At 64.1% G+C, this 15383-nt stretch carries 13 protein-coding genes; 1 reads left to right on the top strand and 12 read right to left on the bottom strand.

Translation table 11 applies throughout. The features are described from left to right. Window positions 1-40: 40 nt before the first annotated feature. The 12 genes from recN to rimP form a co-directional block, all read right to left on the bottom strand. The gene (gene recN, locus ACZ5Y5_RS02460; RefSeq protein ID WP_464810448.1) at window positions 41-1702 is read right to left on the bottom strand and encodes a DNA repair protein RecN; all 1662 of its coding nucleotides are present in this window, start codon (window positions 1700-1702) and stop codon (window positions 41-43) included. Between the two features lie 145 nt (window positions 1703-1847). After that, a complete protein-coding gene (locus ACZ5Y5_RS02455) occupies window positions 1848-2633 on the bottom strand; it encodes an outer membrane protein assembly factor BamD (protein WP_464809626.1) in 786 nt (261 codons plus the stop codon). Window positions 2634-2700: 67 nt separating this feature from the next. Then, window positions 2701-3717 (bottom strand): sensor histidine kinase, encoded by a 1017-nt coding sequence (locus tag ACZ5Y5_RS02450; RefSeq protein ID WP_464809625.1) that lies wholly within the window; start codon window positions 3715-3717, stop codon window positions 2701-2703. Window positions 3718-3861: 144 nt separating this feature from the next. Beyond that, window positions 3862-6195 carry a polyribonucleotide nucleotidyltransferase gene (gene pnp, locus ACZ5Y5_RS02445; protein ID WP_464809624.1) on the bottom strand — a complete coding sequence of 778 codons (2334 nt, stop codon included), beginning with the start codon at window positions 6193-6195 and terminating at the stop codon, window positions 3862-3864. Window positions 6196-6372: 177 nt separating this feature from the next. Further along, on the bottom strand, window positions 6373-6642 hold the full coding sequence (gene rpsO / locus ACZ5Y5_RS02440; protein WP_021237747.1) for a 30S ribosomal protein S15: 270 nt from the start codon (window positions 6640-6642) through the stop codon (window positions 6373-6375). 17 nt (window positions 6643-6659) lie between these two features. Continuing rightward, window positions 6660-7556 carry a tRNA pseudouridine(55) synthase TruB gene (gene truB / locus ACZ5Y5_RS02435; protein ID WP_464810447.1) on the bottom strand — a complete coding sequence of 299 codons (897 nt, stop codon included), beginning with the start codon at window positions 7554-7556 and terminating at the stop codon, window positions 6660-6662. A 16-nt stretch (window positions 7557-7572) separates the two neighbouring features. Further along, window positions 7573-7971 (bottom strand): 30S ribosome-binding factor RbfA, encoded by a 399-nt coding sequence (gene rbfA / locus ACZ5Y5_RS02430; protein ID WP_464809623.1) that lies wholly within the window; start codon window positions 7969-7971, stop codon window positions 7573-7575. Window positions 7972-8069: 98 nt separating this feature from the next. Beyond that, window positions 8070-10658 carry a translation initiation factor IF-2 gene (gene infB / locus ACZ5Y5_RS02425; RefSeq protein ID WP_464809622.1) on the bottom strand — a complete coding sequence of 863 codons (2589 nt, stop codon included), beginning with the start codon at window positions 10656-10658 and terminating at the stop codon, window positions 8070-8072. 69 nt (window positions 10659-10727) lie between these two features. Further along, entirely contained in the window at window positions 10728-11384 is a 657-nt protein-coding gene (locus ACZ5Y5_RS02420; protein ID WP_464809621.1) for a DUF448 domain-containing protein, read from the bottom strand. Between the two features lie 198 nt (window positions 11385-11582). Further along, window positions 11583-11819 (bottom strand): tautomerase family protein, encoded by a 237-nt coding sequence (locus ACZ5Y5_RS02415; protein ID WP_464809620.1) that lies wholly within the window; start codon window positions 11817-11819, stop codon window positions 11583-11585. A gap of 6 nt (window positions 11820-11825) precedes the next feature. Further along, complete coding sequence (gene nusA, locus ACZ5Y5_RS02410) at window positions 11826-13397, bottom strand: transcription termination factor NusA (RefSeq protein WP_464809619.1); 1572 nt, start codon at window positions 13395-13397, stop codon at window positions 11826-11828. Window positions 13398-13410: 13 nt separating this feature from the next. Beyond that, on the bottom strand, window positions 13411-13935 hold the full coding sequence (rimP, locus tag ACZ5Y5_RS02405) for a ribosome maturation protein RimP (protein ID WP_464809618.1): 525 nt from the start codon (window positions 13933-13935) through the stop codon (window positions 13411-13413). A gap of 256 nt (window positions 13936-14191) precedes the next feature. Here rimP and ACZ5Y5_RS02400 point away from each other — a divergent pair, with 256 nt between their 5' ends. Further along, on the top strand, window positions 14192-15328 hold the full coding sequence (locus ACZ5Y5_RS02400) for a PQQ-dependent sugar dehydrogenase (protein ID WP_464809617.1): 1137 nt from the start codon (window positions 14192-14194) through the stop codon (window positions 15326-15328). Window positions 15329-15383: the final 55 nt, after the last annotated feature.

Here is a 15383-nt window from a genome sequence, read left to right as displayed (position 1 = left end):
GGCGAAAGCGATTCCATGCGATTGACGGGGGGAGAGGCGGTCAGACTTCCAGCAGTCGCTCCGCCTGTGCGCGGGCTTCCGCCGTGATCTCCGCGCCGGAGAGCATGCGGGCGATTTCCTCGCGCCGTTCGCCGTCGCTCAGCGGACGCACGCCGGTGCGCGTCACCGTGCCGTCGCTTGCCTTGGCGATCAGCATATGCCCTGCGCCGCGCGCCGCGACCTGCGGGCTGTGAGTGACGACGAGAATCTGATTGCTCTGCGCCAGCCGCGCGAGCCGGTCGCCGATCGCGGAGGCCACTGCGCCGCCCACGCCCCGGTCGATTTCGTCGAAGATCAACGTGTCGGCCCCTCCCCGCTCCGCCAGCGCGACCTTGAGCGCGAGGATGAAGCGCGACAATTCGCCTCCGCTCGCGATCTTCACCAGCGGCGCGAAGGGCGCGCCGGGGTTGGTCGAGATTTCGAACTCGACCCGGTCCATGCCCTGCGCGCTCCATTGTCCTTCGTCGAGGGGCGCGACCACCGTGCGGAAGCGCGCAGCGTCGAGCTTGAGCGGCGCCAGTTCCGCCGCGACGGCGACGTCGAGACGGGCAGCGGCCTCCTTGCGCTGGTCCGATAGCGCTTGCGCCGCCTCGCGATAGGCGAGCGCGCTTGCCCTGACCTCCGCCTCCAGCGCAGCGAGATGTTCCTCCCCGCCCTCGATCGCGGCCAGCTTGGCGGCCATGTCGTCGCGCAAGGTCGCGAGTTCGTCCGCCGCCACCTGATGCTTGCGCGCGAGGCCGCGCAGGTCGAACAGCCGGGTTTCGATCGCGTCCAGCCGCGCGGGGTCGAAACTCAGCGCCTCGCCCGCTTCGGTCAGCCGGTCCTCCGCCTCGCCGGCTTCGATAACGGCGCGGTCGAGGGCTGCCAGCACTTCGGCAAGCGGCTCATATTCGCCGACGATGCGGTCGAGCCGCCGCGCCGCCTGTCGCAATTGGGCGAGGCCGCCGTCCGATCCGGTGAGACATTCGGTCACAGCCGACAGGTCATCAGCCAGGCGCGCGCCCTTCTGCATGGTGGCGCGTTCTTCGGCCAGCGCCGCCTCTTCGCCCGGCTCCGGCGCGAAGCGGGACAGTTCCTCAACGGCGTGGGAAAGATAGTCGCGGTCGCGTGCGGCGACTTCCACCGCCGCGCGGCTCTCCGCCAGCCGTTCCGCCGCCGTGCGCCAGGAGAGATAGGCGCGGCTCACCGCTCCATTGTCGCAGCGGCCGTAGGCGTCGAGCAAGGCGCGGTGGCCGCGCGGGTTCAGCAGGCCGCGATCGTCATGCTGGCCATGGATTTCGACCAGCGCGCTGCCAAGGTCGCGGAGCAGCGCGGCCGAACATGCCTGATCATTGACGAAGGCGCGGCTGCCGCCATCGGCCTTCAGCGTGCGGCGGATGATCAGCGGCTCGCCGGGTTCAAGGTCTATACCATTGTCGCTGAGCAGTTGGGCGGCGCGATGAGCCGCGCGGGGCAGATCGAAGGTCGCGGTGACGCTGGCCTGCGCCTCTCCGCTGCGCACCAGGCCGCTGTCCGCCCGCGCGCCCAGCGCCAACCCCAGCGAATCGAGCAGGATCGACTTGCCTGCCCCAGTCTCTCCCGTCAGCACGCCGAGGCCAGCGCCGAACTCCAGGTCCAGCGCTTCGATCAGGACGACATTGCGGATGGAGAGATTGGTTAGCAGCGCATCGACTCCCCCCTCCCTTCCAAGGGAGGGGCTGGGGGTGGGTGCGCCGCTGCAAGCGGCGCTGTGCAATGGTGAGGTTAGCAGCTCCCTTCGGTCGCAACCCACCCCAACCCCTCCCTTGAAAGGGAGGGGCTAAATTCTTTTACGCCTTCGCGCCATGTTCCCGCATGAGCTTGTAGGAACGCTCATACCATTTGGAGCCGGGATAGTTTCTGCCCAACACCGCAGCGGCCTTTTGCGCTTCCTCGGGGATGCCGAGCGAGAGATAGCTTTCGACCAGACGTTCCAGCGCCTCGGGCGTGTGGGTGGTCGTCTGATACTTGTCGACCACGGTGCGGAAACGCAGCGTCGCCGCCAGCCACTGGCCACGGCGTTGGTAGAAGCGGCCGACTTCCATCTCCTTGCCCGCAAGATGGTCGTTGACGAGGTCCAGCTTCAGCCGGGCGTCGGCGGCGTAGCGCGTGTCGGGATAGCGGCGGATCAATTCGCCCAGCGCATCGAGCGACTGCTGCGTGATCTTCTGGTCGCGGGTGACGTCCGCAATCTGTTCATAATAGCAGAGCGCGATCAGATAATAGGCGTAGGGCGCGTCCTTGTTGCCGGTATGGATCGCCAGGAAGCGCTGAGAGGCCGCGATCGATTCACTATAGTCGCGGTTCATATAATAGCTGAACGCCGACATGAGCTGCGCCCGGCGCGCCCAGGGCGAATAGGGATGCTGACGCTCCACCTCGTCGAACAAGGCGGCGGCCAGCTTATATTGGCCGCGATCCAGCCTGTATTTGCCCGCATTGTAGAGCGTGGACACATCGCGCGCGACATATTGCGTGTCGGTCTTGTTCTTCGATGTGGCGCAGCCGGCGAGCAAGGCGGCAAGCAGAAGCGGAGCGGTAGCCGCGCCGATGCGCGTCATGGTTTTCGTCAGCATGGCCGGGTCATAGCGGAGCGAATGGCACTCGCCAAGCGGCAGAATAGCAGCCAGGCGCTTGCGCCGCTCAACGCACCTGCACGGGCAGGTCCAACCGGACGACCGCGCCGCCCTCCGGCCGGGGGTGCAGCGCGAATTTGCCGCTCAGCTGACCCGCCAGCGCACGAGCGATACGAAGGCCGATGGAACTGCCCTTGTCGATTTCGAAATCGGGCGCGATCCCCTTACCATCGTCGGCGATCTTCAGCGTCAACGTGCCGCTGACATCCTCCAGCGTCACTTCGATCAAACCACCGCGATGCGGCAGACCATGCTCGATGGCATTGCTGACCGCCTCCGCCACGATCAGGGCGAGCGGCACCGCGACATGGGAGTCCAGCTTGAGGTTCAGGGGTGCGGAGACGGTGACATTGATGTCGCCCCTGCCGCTCGCCTCCACCACATCCTCCGTCAGTCTGGTGAGGAACAGATGCAGGTCCTGCCCCTCCTCCGAAGGATCATAGAGGGCGCGGCTGATCCGGCCGACCAGCGCCAATCGGCTGGCGGCGTCATCCAGGGCGCGACCCGCCAATTCATGATCCACATGACGACGCTGCAGCGACAGCATGGCGGCGACCACCTGAAGATTGTTGGACACGCGATGCTGCAATTCGTGGAACAGCAGTTCGCGATTTTCCGCCAGCGCCCGGCTGCGCTCCCGCTCGACGGCCAGGTTGAAGTTCGCGCGCTGCATCAGGTGGATGAGGGCGATGTCGATCACGACGACCGCGGCGTAGAAGAGAAGCGCCAGGAGAACGCCGCCGTTAAACCCGCCTGCCGGAGACGCGGGGATGAAGAAATACCAGGACAGCAGCCCGCACAGGAGCGCAGCGAAAATGCCGGGGCGGATGCCGAAAAGAAATGTCGACAGGATGACGGCCGGGAAGAAGGAAACGAAGGGATAGCCGATCGGCAGGAAACTCTGCGCAGCCAGTCGCAAGGCGAGAGCGATGGCGCAAAAGAGTGCGGATAGAAGATAGCCGTATATAGGCCGGGGCAGCGTGAGCGGCAGGCGCTCTACGAACCTTTCGTTTTTGCGCTGCATATCTTCCCCTGCTCTTCGGACGAGGATGATATCAGAAGTTCGGGCCTCGCAAATTGATCCAGATCAGAAAATCTCGCGCGCATGAAAAAGGGGCGCCCGATGCCGGACGCCCCCTCTTTTCTGCATGTCATTGAAGCTGAACGATCAGTCCTGCGTCAGGAAGTCGGGCAGACCAGCGTTGGAGCCGTCATCGTCTCCACCGCCATTACCGCCACGACCTTCGCTGCGCGGACCACGGTCACGGCGGGGGCCGCGATCGCCGCCCCGGTCGCCGCCACGGCCACCACGGTCGCCGCCGTCACGGCGGGGACCACGGCCACGGTCGCCGCGATCACCGCGCGGTTCACGCGGTTCGCGGGCGGGACGGGTGTCTTCCAGTTCCTCGCCGGTTTCCTGGTCAACGACGCGCATCGACAGGCGAACCTTGCCGCGCGGATCGATCTCCAGGACCTTGACCTTCACTTCCTGGCCTTCCGACACGACGTCGGTCGGCTTTTCGACGCGCTCATTCTTCATTTCGGAGACGTGGACGAGACCGTCCTTGCCACCCATGAAGTTCACGAACGCACCGAAGTCGACGATGTTGACGACCTTGCCGGTGTAGATCTTGCCGACTTCCGCTTCCTCGACGATGCCGAGAATCCACTTCTTGGCGGCTTCGATCTGGTCGAGGTCGGACGAGCTGATCTTGATGACGCCTTCGTCGTCGATGTCCACCTTGGCGCCGGTTTCCGCGACGATTTCGCGGATGACCTTGCCGCCGGTGCCGATGACGTCACGGATCTTCGACTTGTCGATCTGGATCGTCTCGATGCGCGGAGCGTGCGCCGACAGCTCGGTGCGGGTCGAGGACAGGGCCTTGTTCATCTCACCCAGAATGTGGGCGCGGCCTTCCTTCGCCTGGCGCAGCGCGACTTCGAAGATCTCCTGCGTGATGCCGGCGACCTTGATGTCCATCTGCATGGTGGTGATGCCCTGTTCGGTGCCCGCCACCTTGAAGTCCATGTCGCCGAGATGATCTTCGTCGCCCAGGATGTCGCTGAGAACCGCGAAGTCCTTGCCGTCGAGGATCAGGCCCATGGCGATGCCCGACACCGGACGCTTCAGCGGAACGCCCGCGTCCATCATGGACAGCGAACCGCCGCAAACCGTCGCCATCGAGGACGAACCGTTGGACTCGGTGATGTCCGACAGAACGCGGATGGTGTAGGGGAAGTCTTCCTTGCTGGGCAGCACGGGGTGCAGGGCACGCCATGCGAGCTTGCCATGGCCGACTTCACGACGGCCCGGCGCGCCGAAGCGGCCGACTTCACCGACCGAATAGGGCGGGAAGTTATAGTGCAGCATGAAGCTTTCATAATGAACGCCGGTCAGGCCGTCGATCATCTGCTCGGCGTCCTTGGTGCCGAGCGTGGTGGTGCAGATCGCCTGCGTTTCACCGCGGGTGAACAGCGCCGAACCATGGGTGCGCGGCAGGAAGCCGACCATCGCTTCGATCGGGCGGATCTGCGTGGTGGTGCGGCCGTCGATGCGCTTGCCATCCTTGATGATGGCGGTGCGGACGATTTCCGATTCCAGCTTCTTGGTCAGCTTGATGCCGGCCATCACGGTCTGCGCGTCCAGCCCTTCCTCAGCGAAGAAAGCCTTAGCCTTGTCGCGGGCGGCGTTGATCGCGTTCGAACGCGCCGACTTGTCGGTCAGCTTGTAGGCGGCGGCGATGTCCTTGCCGATCAGCTTCTTCAGCTTCTTCTTGAGGTCATCAAGGTCGTCGCTCTTGGCGACTTCCCACGGATCCTTCGCGGCCTTTTCGGCCAGCTCGATGATCGCGCCGACGACCTTCTTGCTCGCTTCATGGGCGAACAGGACTGCGCCGAGCATGACGTCTTCCGAAAGCTCCTTGGCTTCCGATTCGACCATCATCACCGCGGTCTGGGTGGCGGCGACGACCAGGTCGAGTTCGCCTTCCTTCACCTGGTCCATCGACGGGTTCAGCTGATATTCGCCATCCTTGTAGCCGACGCGGGCAGCGCCGATCGGACCCATGAAGGGAACGCCCGACAGGGTCAGCGCAGCGGAAGCCGCGATCATCGCGACGATATCGGGCTCGCTTTCACCGTCGAAGCTCAGAACCTGAGCGATGACGTTGATTTCGTTGTAGAAGCCTTCGGGGAACAGCGGACGGACCGGACGGTCGATCAGGCGGCTGGTCAGCGTTTCCTTTTCGGTCGCGCCGCGCTCACGCTTGAAAAAGCCGCCGGGGATGCGGCCGGCAGCGGAATATTTTTCCTGATAGTGGACGGTCAGCGGGAAGAAGTCCTGTCCTTCCTTCACCGACTTGGCGGCGGTCACGGCGCACAGCACAACGGTCTCGCCATAGGTCGCCAGCACGGCGGCGTCAGCCTGACGCGCAATACGGCCGGTTTCGAGCGTGAGGGTCTTGCCACCCAGCTCGATTGATACCTTCTTTACATCGAACATAATATTTTCCTTCGCCCGCCGGGCCCTATTGCCGGGCGGGGCCTGTGTTGCGGGCTAAACCGGCCCACAGCGGTTTCGGAGCATCGTCTGGCCCCTGGGACGGAACAGCTTGCCGAATTGCAAGAGTCCCGGAATCGGAAACGGCCCCACTGGGGGGCCGTCCCTTCTATAGCAGGCTTACTTGCGCAGGCCCAGCTTTGCGATGAGGTCGTTATAGCGACCCGCATCCTTTTTCTTCAGATAGTCCAGCAGCGAACGGCGCTTGTTGACCAGCATCAGCAGGCCGCGGCGGCTGTGGTTATCCTTGTGGTGACCCTTGAAATGCTCGGTCAGGTTCGAAATGCGCTCCGAGAGGATCGCGACCTGAACTTCCGGCGAACCGGTGTCGCCTTCAGCGCGGGCATGTTCCTTGATCAGCGCTTCCTTGCGCTCTGCAGTAATCGACATCGGCTTCCTTTCTGTAATTAGAGATTAAAGCCGCGCACCACCCGTATTTCCGGGCCACTGGCTTCGACCAGCGCGACGGGCGTATCGCCCTCCATCGCCAGCATGAGGCCGGTATGCGGTTTCCCCACAAGCACCTTCCCCTGTCGGAGAGCCAATGCGTCATCGGGAGAGACTGCGAGAGCCGGGATGTCGTCCAGCCCTGCGGTCAACGGCAGCATAAGACCACCGAAGCCGCCGCCCCTAGCAGCATCATCCAATTTGTCCAGCGAAATCGCGGATTCCAGGGTGAACGGCCCCGCCTTCACCCGGCGGAGCATGGTGACATGGCCCACCGTGCCGAGCGCCAGCGCGATGTCGCGGGCAAGGCTGCGAATATAGGTGCCCTTCGAGACATGGGCGCGGAGGGTGACGGAGGCGAACTCCTCCCCACCTGACGGCGGAGAGGATCTTATGGTGAGCGCGTGGATCGTGACTTGGCGCAGCTTCATCTCGACATCCTGCCCCGCCCGGGCGAGGTCATAGGCACGCTGACCGTCAATCAGGATCGCGGAATAGGCTGGCGGCGCTTGCTCGATCGGGCCGGTGAAGCGCGGCAAGACCGCCTCTACCTGCGCAAATGTGGGCAGCACATCGCTTTGCGCGATCACCTTCCCTTCCAGATCCAGCGTGTCGGTCTGCGCGCCGAACGCGACCGTGAAATCATAGATCTTGTCGCTATCGAGCATTCGCCCGGCAAGCTTCGTCGCCTCCCCGATCGCGATGGGCAACACGCCCGTCGCCAGCGGATCGAGCGTGCCGCCATGGCCGACCTTCCATTTGCCCGCGCCGCTTTGGCGAAGGGCACGCTTCACCGCGCTGACCGCCTGTGTCGAGCCGAGCCCGTGCGGTTTGTCGAGGATGATCCAGCCGTGCATCGGAAGACGCGGTGCGTCAGTCCTCATCGTCCGGCTGTTCAAGATCGCGCGCCACTTTGGGATCGCGCAGCAGCCGGTCGATGTGGCTGCCCTCGTCGAAGCTCTCATCGGCGAGGAATTTGATCTTCGCCGCATATTTGAGGCGGATGCGGTGCGCGACTTCGCGCTGAAGATAGGCGGTGTTGGTGCGCAGGGCCTTGAGCACCGCTTCCTCGTCCTGACCAAGCAGCGACTTCACGAATACCGTCGCGTGGCGCAGGTCGGGCGACATGCGCACTTCGGTGACGCTGACGACATGCTTTGCCAGCACATCGTCATGCACGTCGCCGCGCTGGAGGATGTCGGACAGGACATGGCGCACCTGTTCGCCTACGCGCAGCAGGCGGACGGAGGGGCCTTCAGGTTGTTGGGCCATGATCAATCCTCGTCATCCCAGCAAAAGCTGGGATCTCAGGCGGCCATGGACGACCAAGAGGCACGAGACCCCAGCTTGCGCTGGGGTGACGCACTTTCTTAAAGCGTCCGGGCGCGCTCTTCGACCTCGAACAGTTCCAGCGTATCGCCGACCTTGATGTCGTTCGTGTCCTGCAGCACCGCGCCGCACTCCATGCCGGCGCGGACTTCGGAAACGTCGTCCTTGAAGCGGCGGAGCGAAGCGATGTGCGTGCGCGACACGATGACATCGTCGCGGGTAAGGCGCGCGGACAGGCCCTTGCGGATGATGCCGTCGAGGACGAGCAGACCAGCCGCCTTGTCCTTCTTGCCCGCCGGGAACACCTGAAGCACCTCGGCACGGCCGACGATGGTTTCGATGCGCTCGGGGGCCAGCTGGCCCGCCATTTCGCCGCGAACTTCCTCAAGCAGGTCATAGATCACGTCATAATAGCGCAGCGAGATCTTCTCGCGCTCCGCCAGCTGACGCGCCTTGGCATTGGGACGCACGTTGAAACCGATCAGCGGCGCACGGCTGGCGGCGGCCAGCGTGACGTCGCTTTCGGTGATCGCACCAACGCCCGAATGCAGGATGCGGACCTTGATCTCGTCGGTCGAGATGCGGTTGAGCGAAGACACGATCGCTTCCACCGAACCCTGCACGTCGCCCTTCACGACCACCGGATATTCGATGACCGTGGTGTTGAGCGCCGAGAACATATGTTCAAAGCTGGTCGGAGCCGCCGTGGTGCGCTTCTTCGTCGCCTGTTCCTGACGATAGGCGGCGACTTCGCGGGCGCGGGCTTCATTTTCCACGACCGTCATCTGGTCACCCGCCAGAGGCACACCGGAAAGCCCCAGCACCTCGACCGGGGTCGAGGGTCCTGCGACCTTCACATTCTGGCCCTTGTCGTTGATCAGAGCGCGAACCTTGCCGCTCTCCGCACCGATGACGAAGGTGTCGCCGACCTTGAGCGTGCCCTTGCGGACCAGCACGGTCGCGACAGCGCCGCGGCCCTTGTCCAGCTGCGCCTCGACCACATTGCCTTCGGCCGGGCGGTCGGGGTTGGCCTTCAGCTCCATCAGTTCGGCCTGAAGCAGGATCTTTTCGATCAGCGTATCAAGGCCGATCTTCTTGAGCGCCGACACTTCGACGTCCTGGGTTTCACCGCCCATATCCTCGACGATGACCTCATGCTCCAGCAGACGCTCGCGCACCTTCTGGGGATTGGCCTCGGGCTTATCGACCTTGTTGATCGCCACGATCATCGGCACGCCGGCAGCCTTGGTGTGGTTGATCGCCTCGATCGTCTGCGGCATCAAGCCGTCATCCGCCGCCACCACGAGGATGACGATGTCCGTGACGTTGGCGCCGCGGGCGCGCATTTCGGAAAATGCCTCGTGGCCCGGCGTGTCGAGGAAGGTGATGATGTCACCGCCCGCCGTCTTCACCTGATAGGCGCCGATATGCTGGGTGATGCCGCCGCTTTCGCCCGCGACAACATCTGTGCCGCGCAGAGCATCGAGCAGCGAGGTCTTGCCATGGTCGACATGGCCCATGATGGTGACGACCGGCGGACGCGACTGCAGCGTCTCGGGCGCGTCAACTTCACCCTCAATGCCGATTTCGACGTCAGCATCGGACACGCGCTGGATGCGGTGGCCGAATTCTTCGACCAGCAGTTCCGCCGTATCCTGATCGATCGGCTGATTGAGCGTGACGGCAGTGCCCATCTTGAACAGGGCCTTCACCAGATCCGCGCCCTTTTCGGCCATACGGTTGGCGAGTTCCTGCACCGTGATGCTTTCAGGCACGACGACGTCGCGGACCTGCTTTTCACGCTGCTGCGCACCGCCCGAATAATGGGCGCGGCGTTCCTTTTCACGGGCGCGCTTCAATGCGGCCAGCGAACGGGCGCGGGCGCTGTCGTCGTCCGCCAGAGCGCGGGTGACGGTCAGCTTGCCGGACTGGCGGCGATTGTCGTCGCCACGCTTGGCGCGTTCAGGCTTGGCAGGCTCGGGCCGCTTGATCGGCGTCACCGGCGTGAAGCGGCGCGGCGGCGGCGTGGTCGAAGCCGGTGCGGCAGAACGCTCTTCGGCAGGCTGCGCGGCGGGCTGTTCGTCCTCCACCGGCGCAGGCGCAGGTTCGGCGGCCGGAGCAGCGCTGGCGGCCTTGACCTCTTCCTCGGCGCGGCGAGCGGCTTCCGCTTCGGCAGCTTCGGCGGCGAGACGATTTTCCTCGGCCCGGCGCTTTTCTTCCTCTGTCGCGGCAATGCGCTGCGCATCCTCGCGGCGGCGCGCTTCTTCAAGCGCGTTCATGCGGGCTTCTTCCGCTTCGCGCAGCAGCTTAGCCTGCAGTTCCTGACGCGACATCAGGCTCTGCGGCGGCGCGGGACGCGCGGGAGCGGCAGGCTGCGGAGCGCGCGCCTGAGGCTGTTGCGGCGCAGGTGCGGCCGCAGCGGGCGCCGGGGTCGGATCAGGCTGCGGCGCAGGCGTGGGCGCGCCGGCTTCGCCCGGCTTGCCCAGGATGCGGCGCCGCTTCACCTCGACCACGACCGTATTCTTGCGGCCATGGCTGAACTGCTGCTGCACCTGGCCGGATTCGACGGTCCGCTTGATGCCCAGCGGCTTGCGGCCCAGAACCGGCTTGTCTTCCTTGCTGTCACTCATACGACTGAATAGTACCCTTCGCTTCATCCCGACCGGCAAGGCCCGTCGGCGCCTTATTCATATGCGGCCTCAGGCGCCCAGCGCATTGGCGGAGTCCTGCTCCCCATGCACCGGCGCCCCGGTAGCGCAACCCAGATAGCTTTCCAAGCGGCCTATGGCCGCACGCAGACGCGACGCCGCACGCGAGTCGGTCACTGCGATATGGACGACATTGTCCCGCCCCATTGCCATAGATAGGGCGTGTCGGTCCACAGGCAAGACGATGCCTGCCAAATCCGTGCCTTCAGCTTCCTGCCCGACGCGCAAAGCCTGGTCGAGCTTTCGATTGCCGTCGGCGGCCGCATCGCTCGCGTGGAGCAGCAGCACCACGTCGCCCTTGCGGCAGGCCACATCGATTTTTTCAGAGCCCGTGAGGACCATGGACGCCTTCGCTTCCAGCCCCAGCCGATCGAGCAACGCCTTCCGCAGCCCGTCCTCGATAAGCGCTGGCAGCGTGTCGGGAATCTGCAGATCGCCGGTCTTGAACGCGCGGGCTAGCGCGCCCTTGAGCTTACCCTTGGCGAGGGCCTGTTCCAGTTCGGCGCGGGGAACACCGATCCAAGCGCCGCGGCCAGGCGCCTTGGCGCGGATGTCGGGCAGGACCTGACCTTCGGGGCCGACCGCAAGGCGGATCAAAGCTTCAGGATCAGCGCGGTCGCCTGAGAGGATGCATTTGCGTTCGGTCATCGGGCGAGCCCCTCCCTTTCAAGGGAGAGTCGTCCAGAGCCGCGTGACTCTGGACGAGGGTGGGTCGCGCAAAACGCGTTACCACCTTTCCTATACCACCGTTGCTGGCGATTGCTCTCGCAATCGCACCCACCCCCGGCCCCTTCCTTGAAAGGGAGGGGTGAGGATATGGCAGCGCTAAATGTCGGCTTTAGCCTCTCATCGGGAAGTGACCGCAGCATTGGCGTCCTCCCCTAGCTTTGGCGCGGGCGGCCGGTCCGCAATCAATATGCCGCCCGACCCGTAATTTTCCGTCGAGATTTCCGAAATCACCACCTGGACGGCAGAGGCCGGCTTCCCCAGCCGCTCGACGAGCGACTGGGTGACGTCGGCGACGATGGCCGCCTTCTGCTCACGGGTGGCGTTTCCGGCCAGACGGATGTCGACAAAGGGCATGAGCGCTTAGGCTTCCTCACCTTCGAACCAGTGTGCGCGAGCGGCCATGATGATCTCATTGCCCTGCTCTTCACTCAGGCCATATTCGGCGAGCACGCCACCCTTGTCTTCCGACGTTTCGCTACGGCGGCGACGCTGGTCGACCCGCTTCTTCGCAACGAGTTCATCCGTAGCGAGGTCGGCCAGATCGTCGAGCGTCTTGATGCCCGCCTTACCCAGCGTCACCAGCATGGCTTCGGTAAGGTGCGGCATATCAGCCAGCGCGTCGTCAACGGCCAGCGCCCGGCGTTCTTCGCGGGCAGCGGCCTCGCGGCGCTCCAGCGCTTCCTGCGCACGGCTCTGCAACTCGGCGGCGAGGTCTTCGTCGAAGCCCTCGATCGCGGCCAGTTCCTCGACGCCGACATAGGCAACTTCTTCCAGCTCGCCAAAGCCTTCGGCCACAAGCAGCTGCGAGAGGGTTTCGTCCACATCCAGCTCGTTCTGGAACAGTTCGGAACGGGCGACGAATTCCTTCTGGCGCTTCTCGGACGCGTCGGCCTCGGTCATGATGTCGATCGCCTTGCCGGTCAGCTGGCTGGCGAGGCGGACATTCTGACCGCGACGGCCGATGGCGAGCGAGAGCTGATCGTCGGGGACGACGACTTCGATCCGCTCTTCTTCCTCGTCGATGACGACGCGGGCGACCTGCGCGGGCTGCAACGCGTTAACGACGAAGGTCGCGGTATCTTCCGACCAGGGGATGATGTCGATCTTCTCGCCCTGCATTTCCTGCACGACGGCCTGCACGCGGCTGCCCTTCATGCCGACGCAGGCGCCGACCGGGTCGATGCTGCTGTCGCGGCTGATGACGCCGATCTTGGCGCGGCTGCCCGGATCGCGAGCGGCGGCCTTGATCTCGATCACGCCGTCGTAGATTTCGGGCACTTCCTGCGCGAACAGCTTCTTCATGAATTCGGGGTGCGCGCGGCTGAGGAAAATCTGCGGACCCCGGTTTTCGCGGCGCACGTTCAGGATCACCGAGCGGATGCGGTCGCCGACGCGGACGACTTCGCGGGGGATCTGCTGATCACGGCGGATCACGCCCTCGGCGCGACCGAGATTGACGACGACATGGCCGAACTCGACCGACTTGACGACGCCGGTGATGATCTCACCCACGCGGTCCTTGAATTCTTCGAACTGACGCTCGCGCTCGGCGTCGCGGACCTTCTGGAAGATCACCTGCTTGGCCGACTGGGCGTCGATGCGGCCGAGGTCGATCGGGGGCAGCGGATCGACGATGAAGTCGCCGATCACGGCGTCCTTCTTCAGCTTCTGCGCCTGCTTGAGGTCGACCTGCTTGAAATAGTCGTCCACGGCCTCGACCACTTCGACGACGCGCCACAGGCGCAGGTCGCCGCTGTCGGGATCAAGCTTTGCGCGGATGTCGTTTTCCGCACCATAACGCGCACGGGCGGCGCGCTGGATCGCATCTTCCATCGCCTCGATGACGATCGCCTTGTCGATCATCTTCTCGCTGGCGACGCTGTTCGCAATCGCGAGCAGCTCGGCCTTGTTGGCGGAAATGGCGTTGGCCATGGCAGTCGAACCCTTATTCTTCGGTGTCAAACTCGTCCGCACCCTCGGAAGAGAGCGGCATGGTAGCAGAAATGAGGGCGTCGGTCAGCACGAGCTTGGCCTCACCCACGGTCGCGAAGGGGATGGTGACCTCCCCGGCCTTATTGTCCTTGAACTGGATATCCTCGCCCTCGACGCCGTTCAGCACGCCGCGGAAGCTCTTGCGCCCGGCGACGGTTTCGGTCGTGGCGATCTTCGCCTCATGCCCGGCCCATTCCATGAAGTCGTGCAGGCGGGTCAGCGGCCGGTCGATGCCCGGTGAGCTGACTTCGAGGCGATAAGCTTCCTCGATCGGATCAGCCTCGTCCAGAACGTCCGACAGGCGGCGCGAAATGGTGGCGCAGTCTTCGATGACGAGCTGTTTCGTCGCCGGATTTTCCGCCATGATCTGCAGCGTATATTCGTCACCCGACCCGAACAGCTTGATGCGCACGAGGTCGAACCCCAGAGCCTTCACCTCCGGTTCGATCAGCGCAGTCAGTTCGGCGATGTCCGCCATGCAGTCTCCAACAGAATATGTGCGCTTTCCTCGCCGCGAGCGTCCCCGCCCGCGACCCTGACATGTTTGACGATGTAAGGAAGCAAGCGCGATATATGCGGGAAGCTGCAAAGCTGCAACATTATTCGTCAGTCGATAGTATAGACATTTCCGCTCGCCCTGTTCCAACGAGCCACTTGTCTCGTTGGAATGTCGAAGGGCCTCTATTGTCTTCGATCATTGGGCTTCGACAAGCTCAGCCCGAACGGAGGTTGGAATGAATCGCGTCCTGATCGCTGCCCTGCCCCTCGCGCTGCTCGCCTGCTCTGCTGACAATGCCGAGGGCCAGAATAGCGCAGCGGGGGGCGCCAAGCCGTTCAAGACCTCGATCATTGCGGATTTTGATTCGCCCTGGGCGATGACTTTCCTTCCCGATGGCCGCGCGCTGATCACGGAAAAGACGGGCGAGATGATCCTGTTCGACCCGGGGAACGGGACCAAGATAGCTGTCGCGGGTATCCCAAAGGTCGATAGCGCCGGACAGGGAGGTTTGATGGACGTCGTCCTCGCACCCAGTTTCGCGCAGGACAGGAAGGTCTATTTCAGCTTTTCGGAAAGCGGCTCCGGGGGCAAGGGCGTCGCGCTTGCAACCGGCGCCTTCAACCAGGCCAGCGACGGCACGGCCCGCCTGGAGGGCGTCAGGACGATCTTCCGCGCCACGCCCTATGTGGAGGGCAACGGCCATTATTCCGGCCGCATCGCCTTCTCGCCCGATGGCCGCTATCTCTTTTTCACCAATGGCGAGCGACAGAAATTCGATCCTGCGCAGGACCCGAAGTCAACGCTGGGCAAGGTCTTGCGCCTGAACCTCGACGGCACGCCCGCTGCTGGCAACCCTCTCGCGGCAAAGGGCTTTCATCCTGCCATCTGGTCCTACGGCCACCGCAACCTGCTAGGCATCGCGTTCGACAAGGACGGGCGACTTTGGGAGCAGGAAATGGGACCCAAGGGTGGCGATGAGGTGAACCTGATCAAACCCGCGCTCAACTATGGCTATCCCAGGGTGTCGAACGGCGACCATTATGACGGCAAGCTGATTCCGGATCACAGCCCGCATGACGGTTTCGAAGCGCCCAAGGTCTGGTGGAACCCGGTGATTTCGCCTGCGGGGCTGCTCTATTATTCAGGCGACATGTTCCCGCAGTGGGAAAATTCCCTCTTCATCGGCGGCCTGTCGAGCCAGGCGCTGGTGCGGGTGAAGCTGGACGGAGAGACGGCGTCCAAGGCCGATCAGTGGGACATGGGCGCACGGATTCGCGAGGTCGAGCAAGGCCCTGACGGGGCGCTGTGGCTGCTGGAGGATGGCGGGCAAGGGTCGCAGGGGCGGCTGCTCAAGCTGACGCCTGCGGCTTAGCCCCCTTATCTTCCGTTATCGTCATCCCAGCGCAAGCTGGGATCTCAAGAGGCTA

This window comes from Sphingobium sp. TomTYG65, assembly GCF_055395525.1.
Note: the sequence above shows the minus strand (reverse complement) of the source record. Positions and strands in the feature narration are given on the sequence as shown.

Excerpts from the sequence above, each read along its gene's own strand:
- ACZ5Y5_RS02415 (WP_464809620.1), bottom strand. The coding sequence starts at position 11,819 with ATGCCCTTTGTCGACATCCGTCTGGCCGGAAACGCCACCCGTGAGCAG.
- ACZ5Y5_RS02455 (WP_464809626.1), bottom strand. The coding sequence starts at position 2,633 with ATGCTGACGAAAACCATGACGCGCATCGGCGCGGCTACCGCTCCGCTT.
- ACZ5Y5_RS02420 (WP_464809621.1), bottom strand. The coding sequence starts at position 11,384 with ATGACCGAACGCAAATGCATCCTCTCAGGCGACCGCGCTGATCCTGAA.
- rbfA (WP_464809623.1), bottom strand. The coding sequence starts at position 7,971 with ATGGCCCAACAACCTGAAGGCCCCTCCGTCCGCCTGCTGCGCGTAGGC.
- pnp (WP_464809624.1), bottom strand. The coding sequence starts at position 6,195 with ATGTTCGATGTAAAGAAGGTATCAATCGAGCTGGGTGGCAAGACCCTC.
- infB (WP_464809622.1), bottom strand. The coding sequence starts at position 10,658 with ATGAGTGACAGCAAGGAAGACAAGCCGGTTCTGGGCCGCAAGCCGCTG.
- ACZ5Y5_RS02450 (WP_464809625.1), bottom strand. The coding sequence starts at position 3,717 with ATGCAGCGCAAAAACGAAAGGTTCGTAGAGCGCCTGCCGCTCACGCTG.
- rpsO (WP_021237747.1), bottom strand. The coding sequence starts at position 6,642 with ATGTCGATTACTGCAGAGCGCAAGGAAGCGCTGATCAAGGAACATGCC.
- ACZ5Y5_RS02400 (WP_464809617.1), top strand. The coding sequence starts at position 14,192 with ATGAATCGCGTCCTGATCGCTGCCCTGCCCCTCGCGCTGCTCGCCTGC.
- truB (WP_464810447.1), bottom strand. The coding sequence starts at position 7,556 with ATGCACGGCTGGATCATCCTCGACAAACCGCACGGGCTCGGCTCGACA.
- rimP (WP_464809618.1), bottom strand. The coding sequence starts at position 13,935 with ATGGCGGACATCGCCGAACTGACTGCGCTGATCGAACCGGAGGTGAAG.
- nusA (WP_464809619.1), bottom strand. The coding sequence starts at position 13,397 with ATGGCCAACGCCATTTCCGCCAACAAGGCCGAGCTGCTCGCGATTGCG.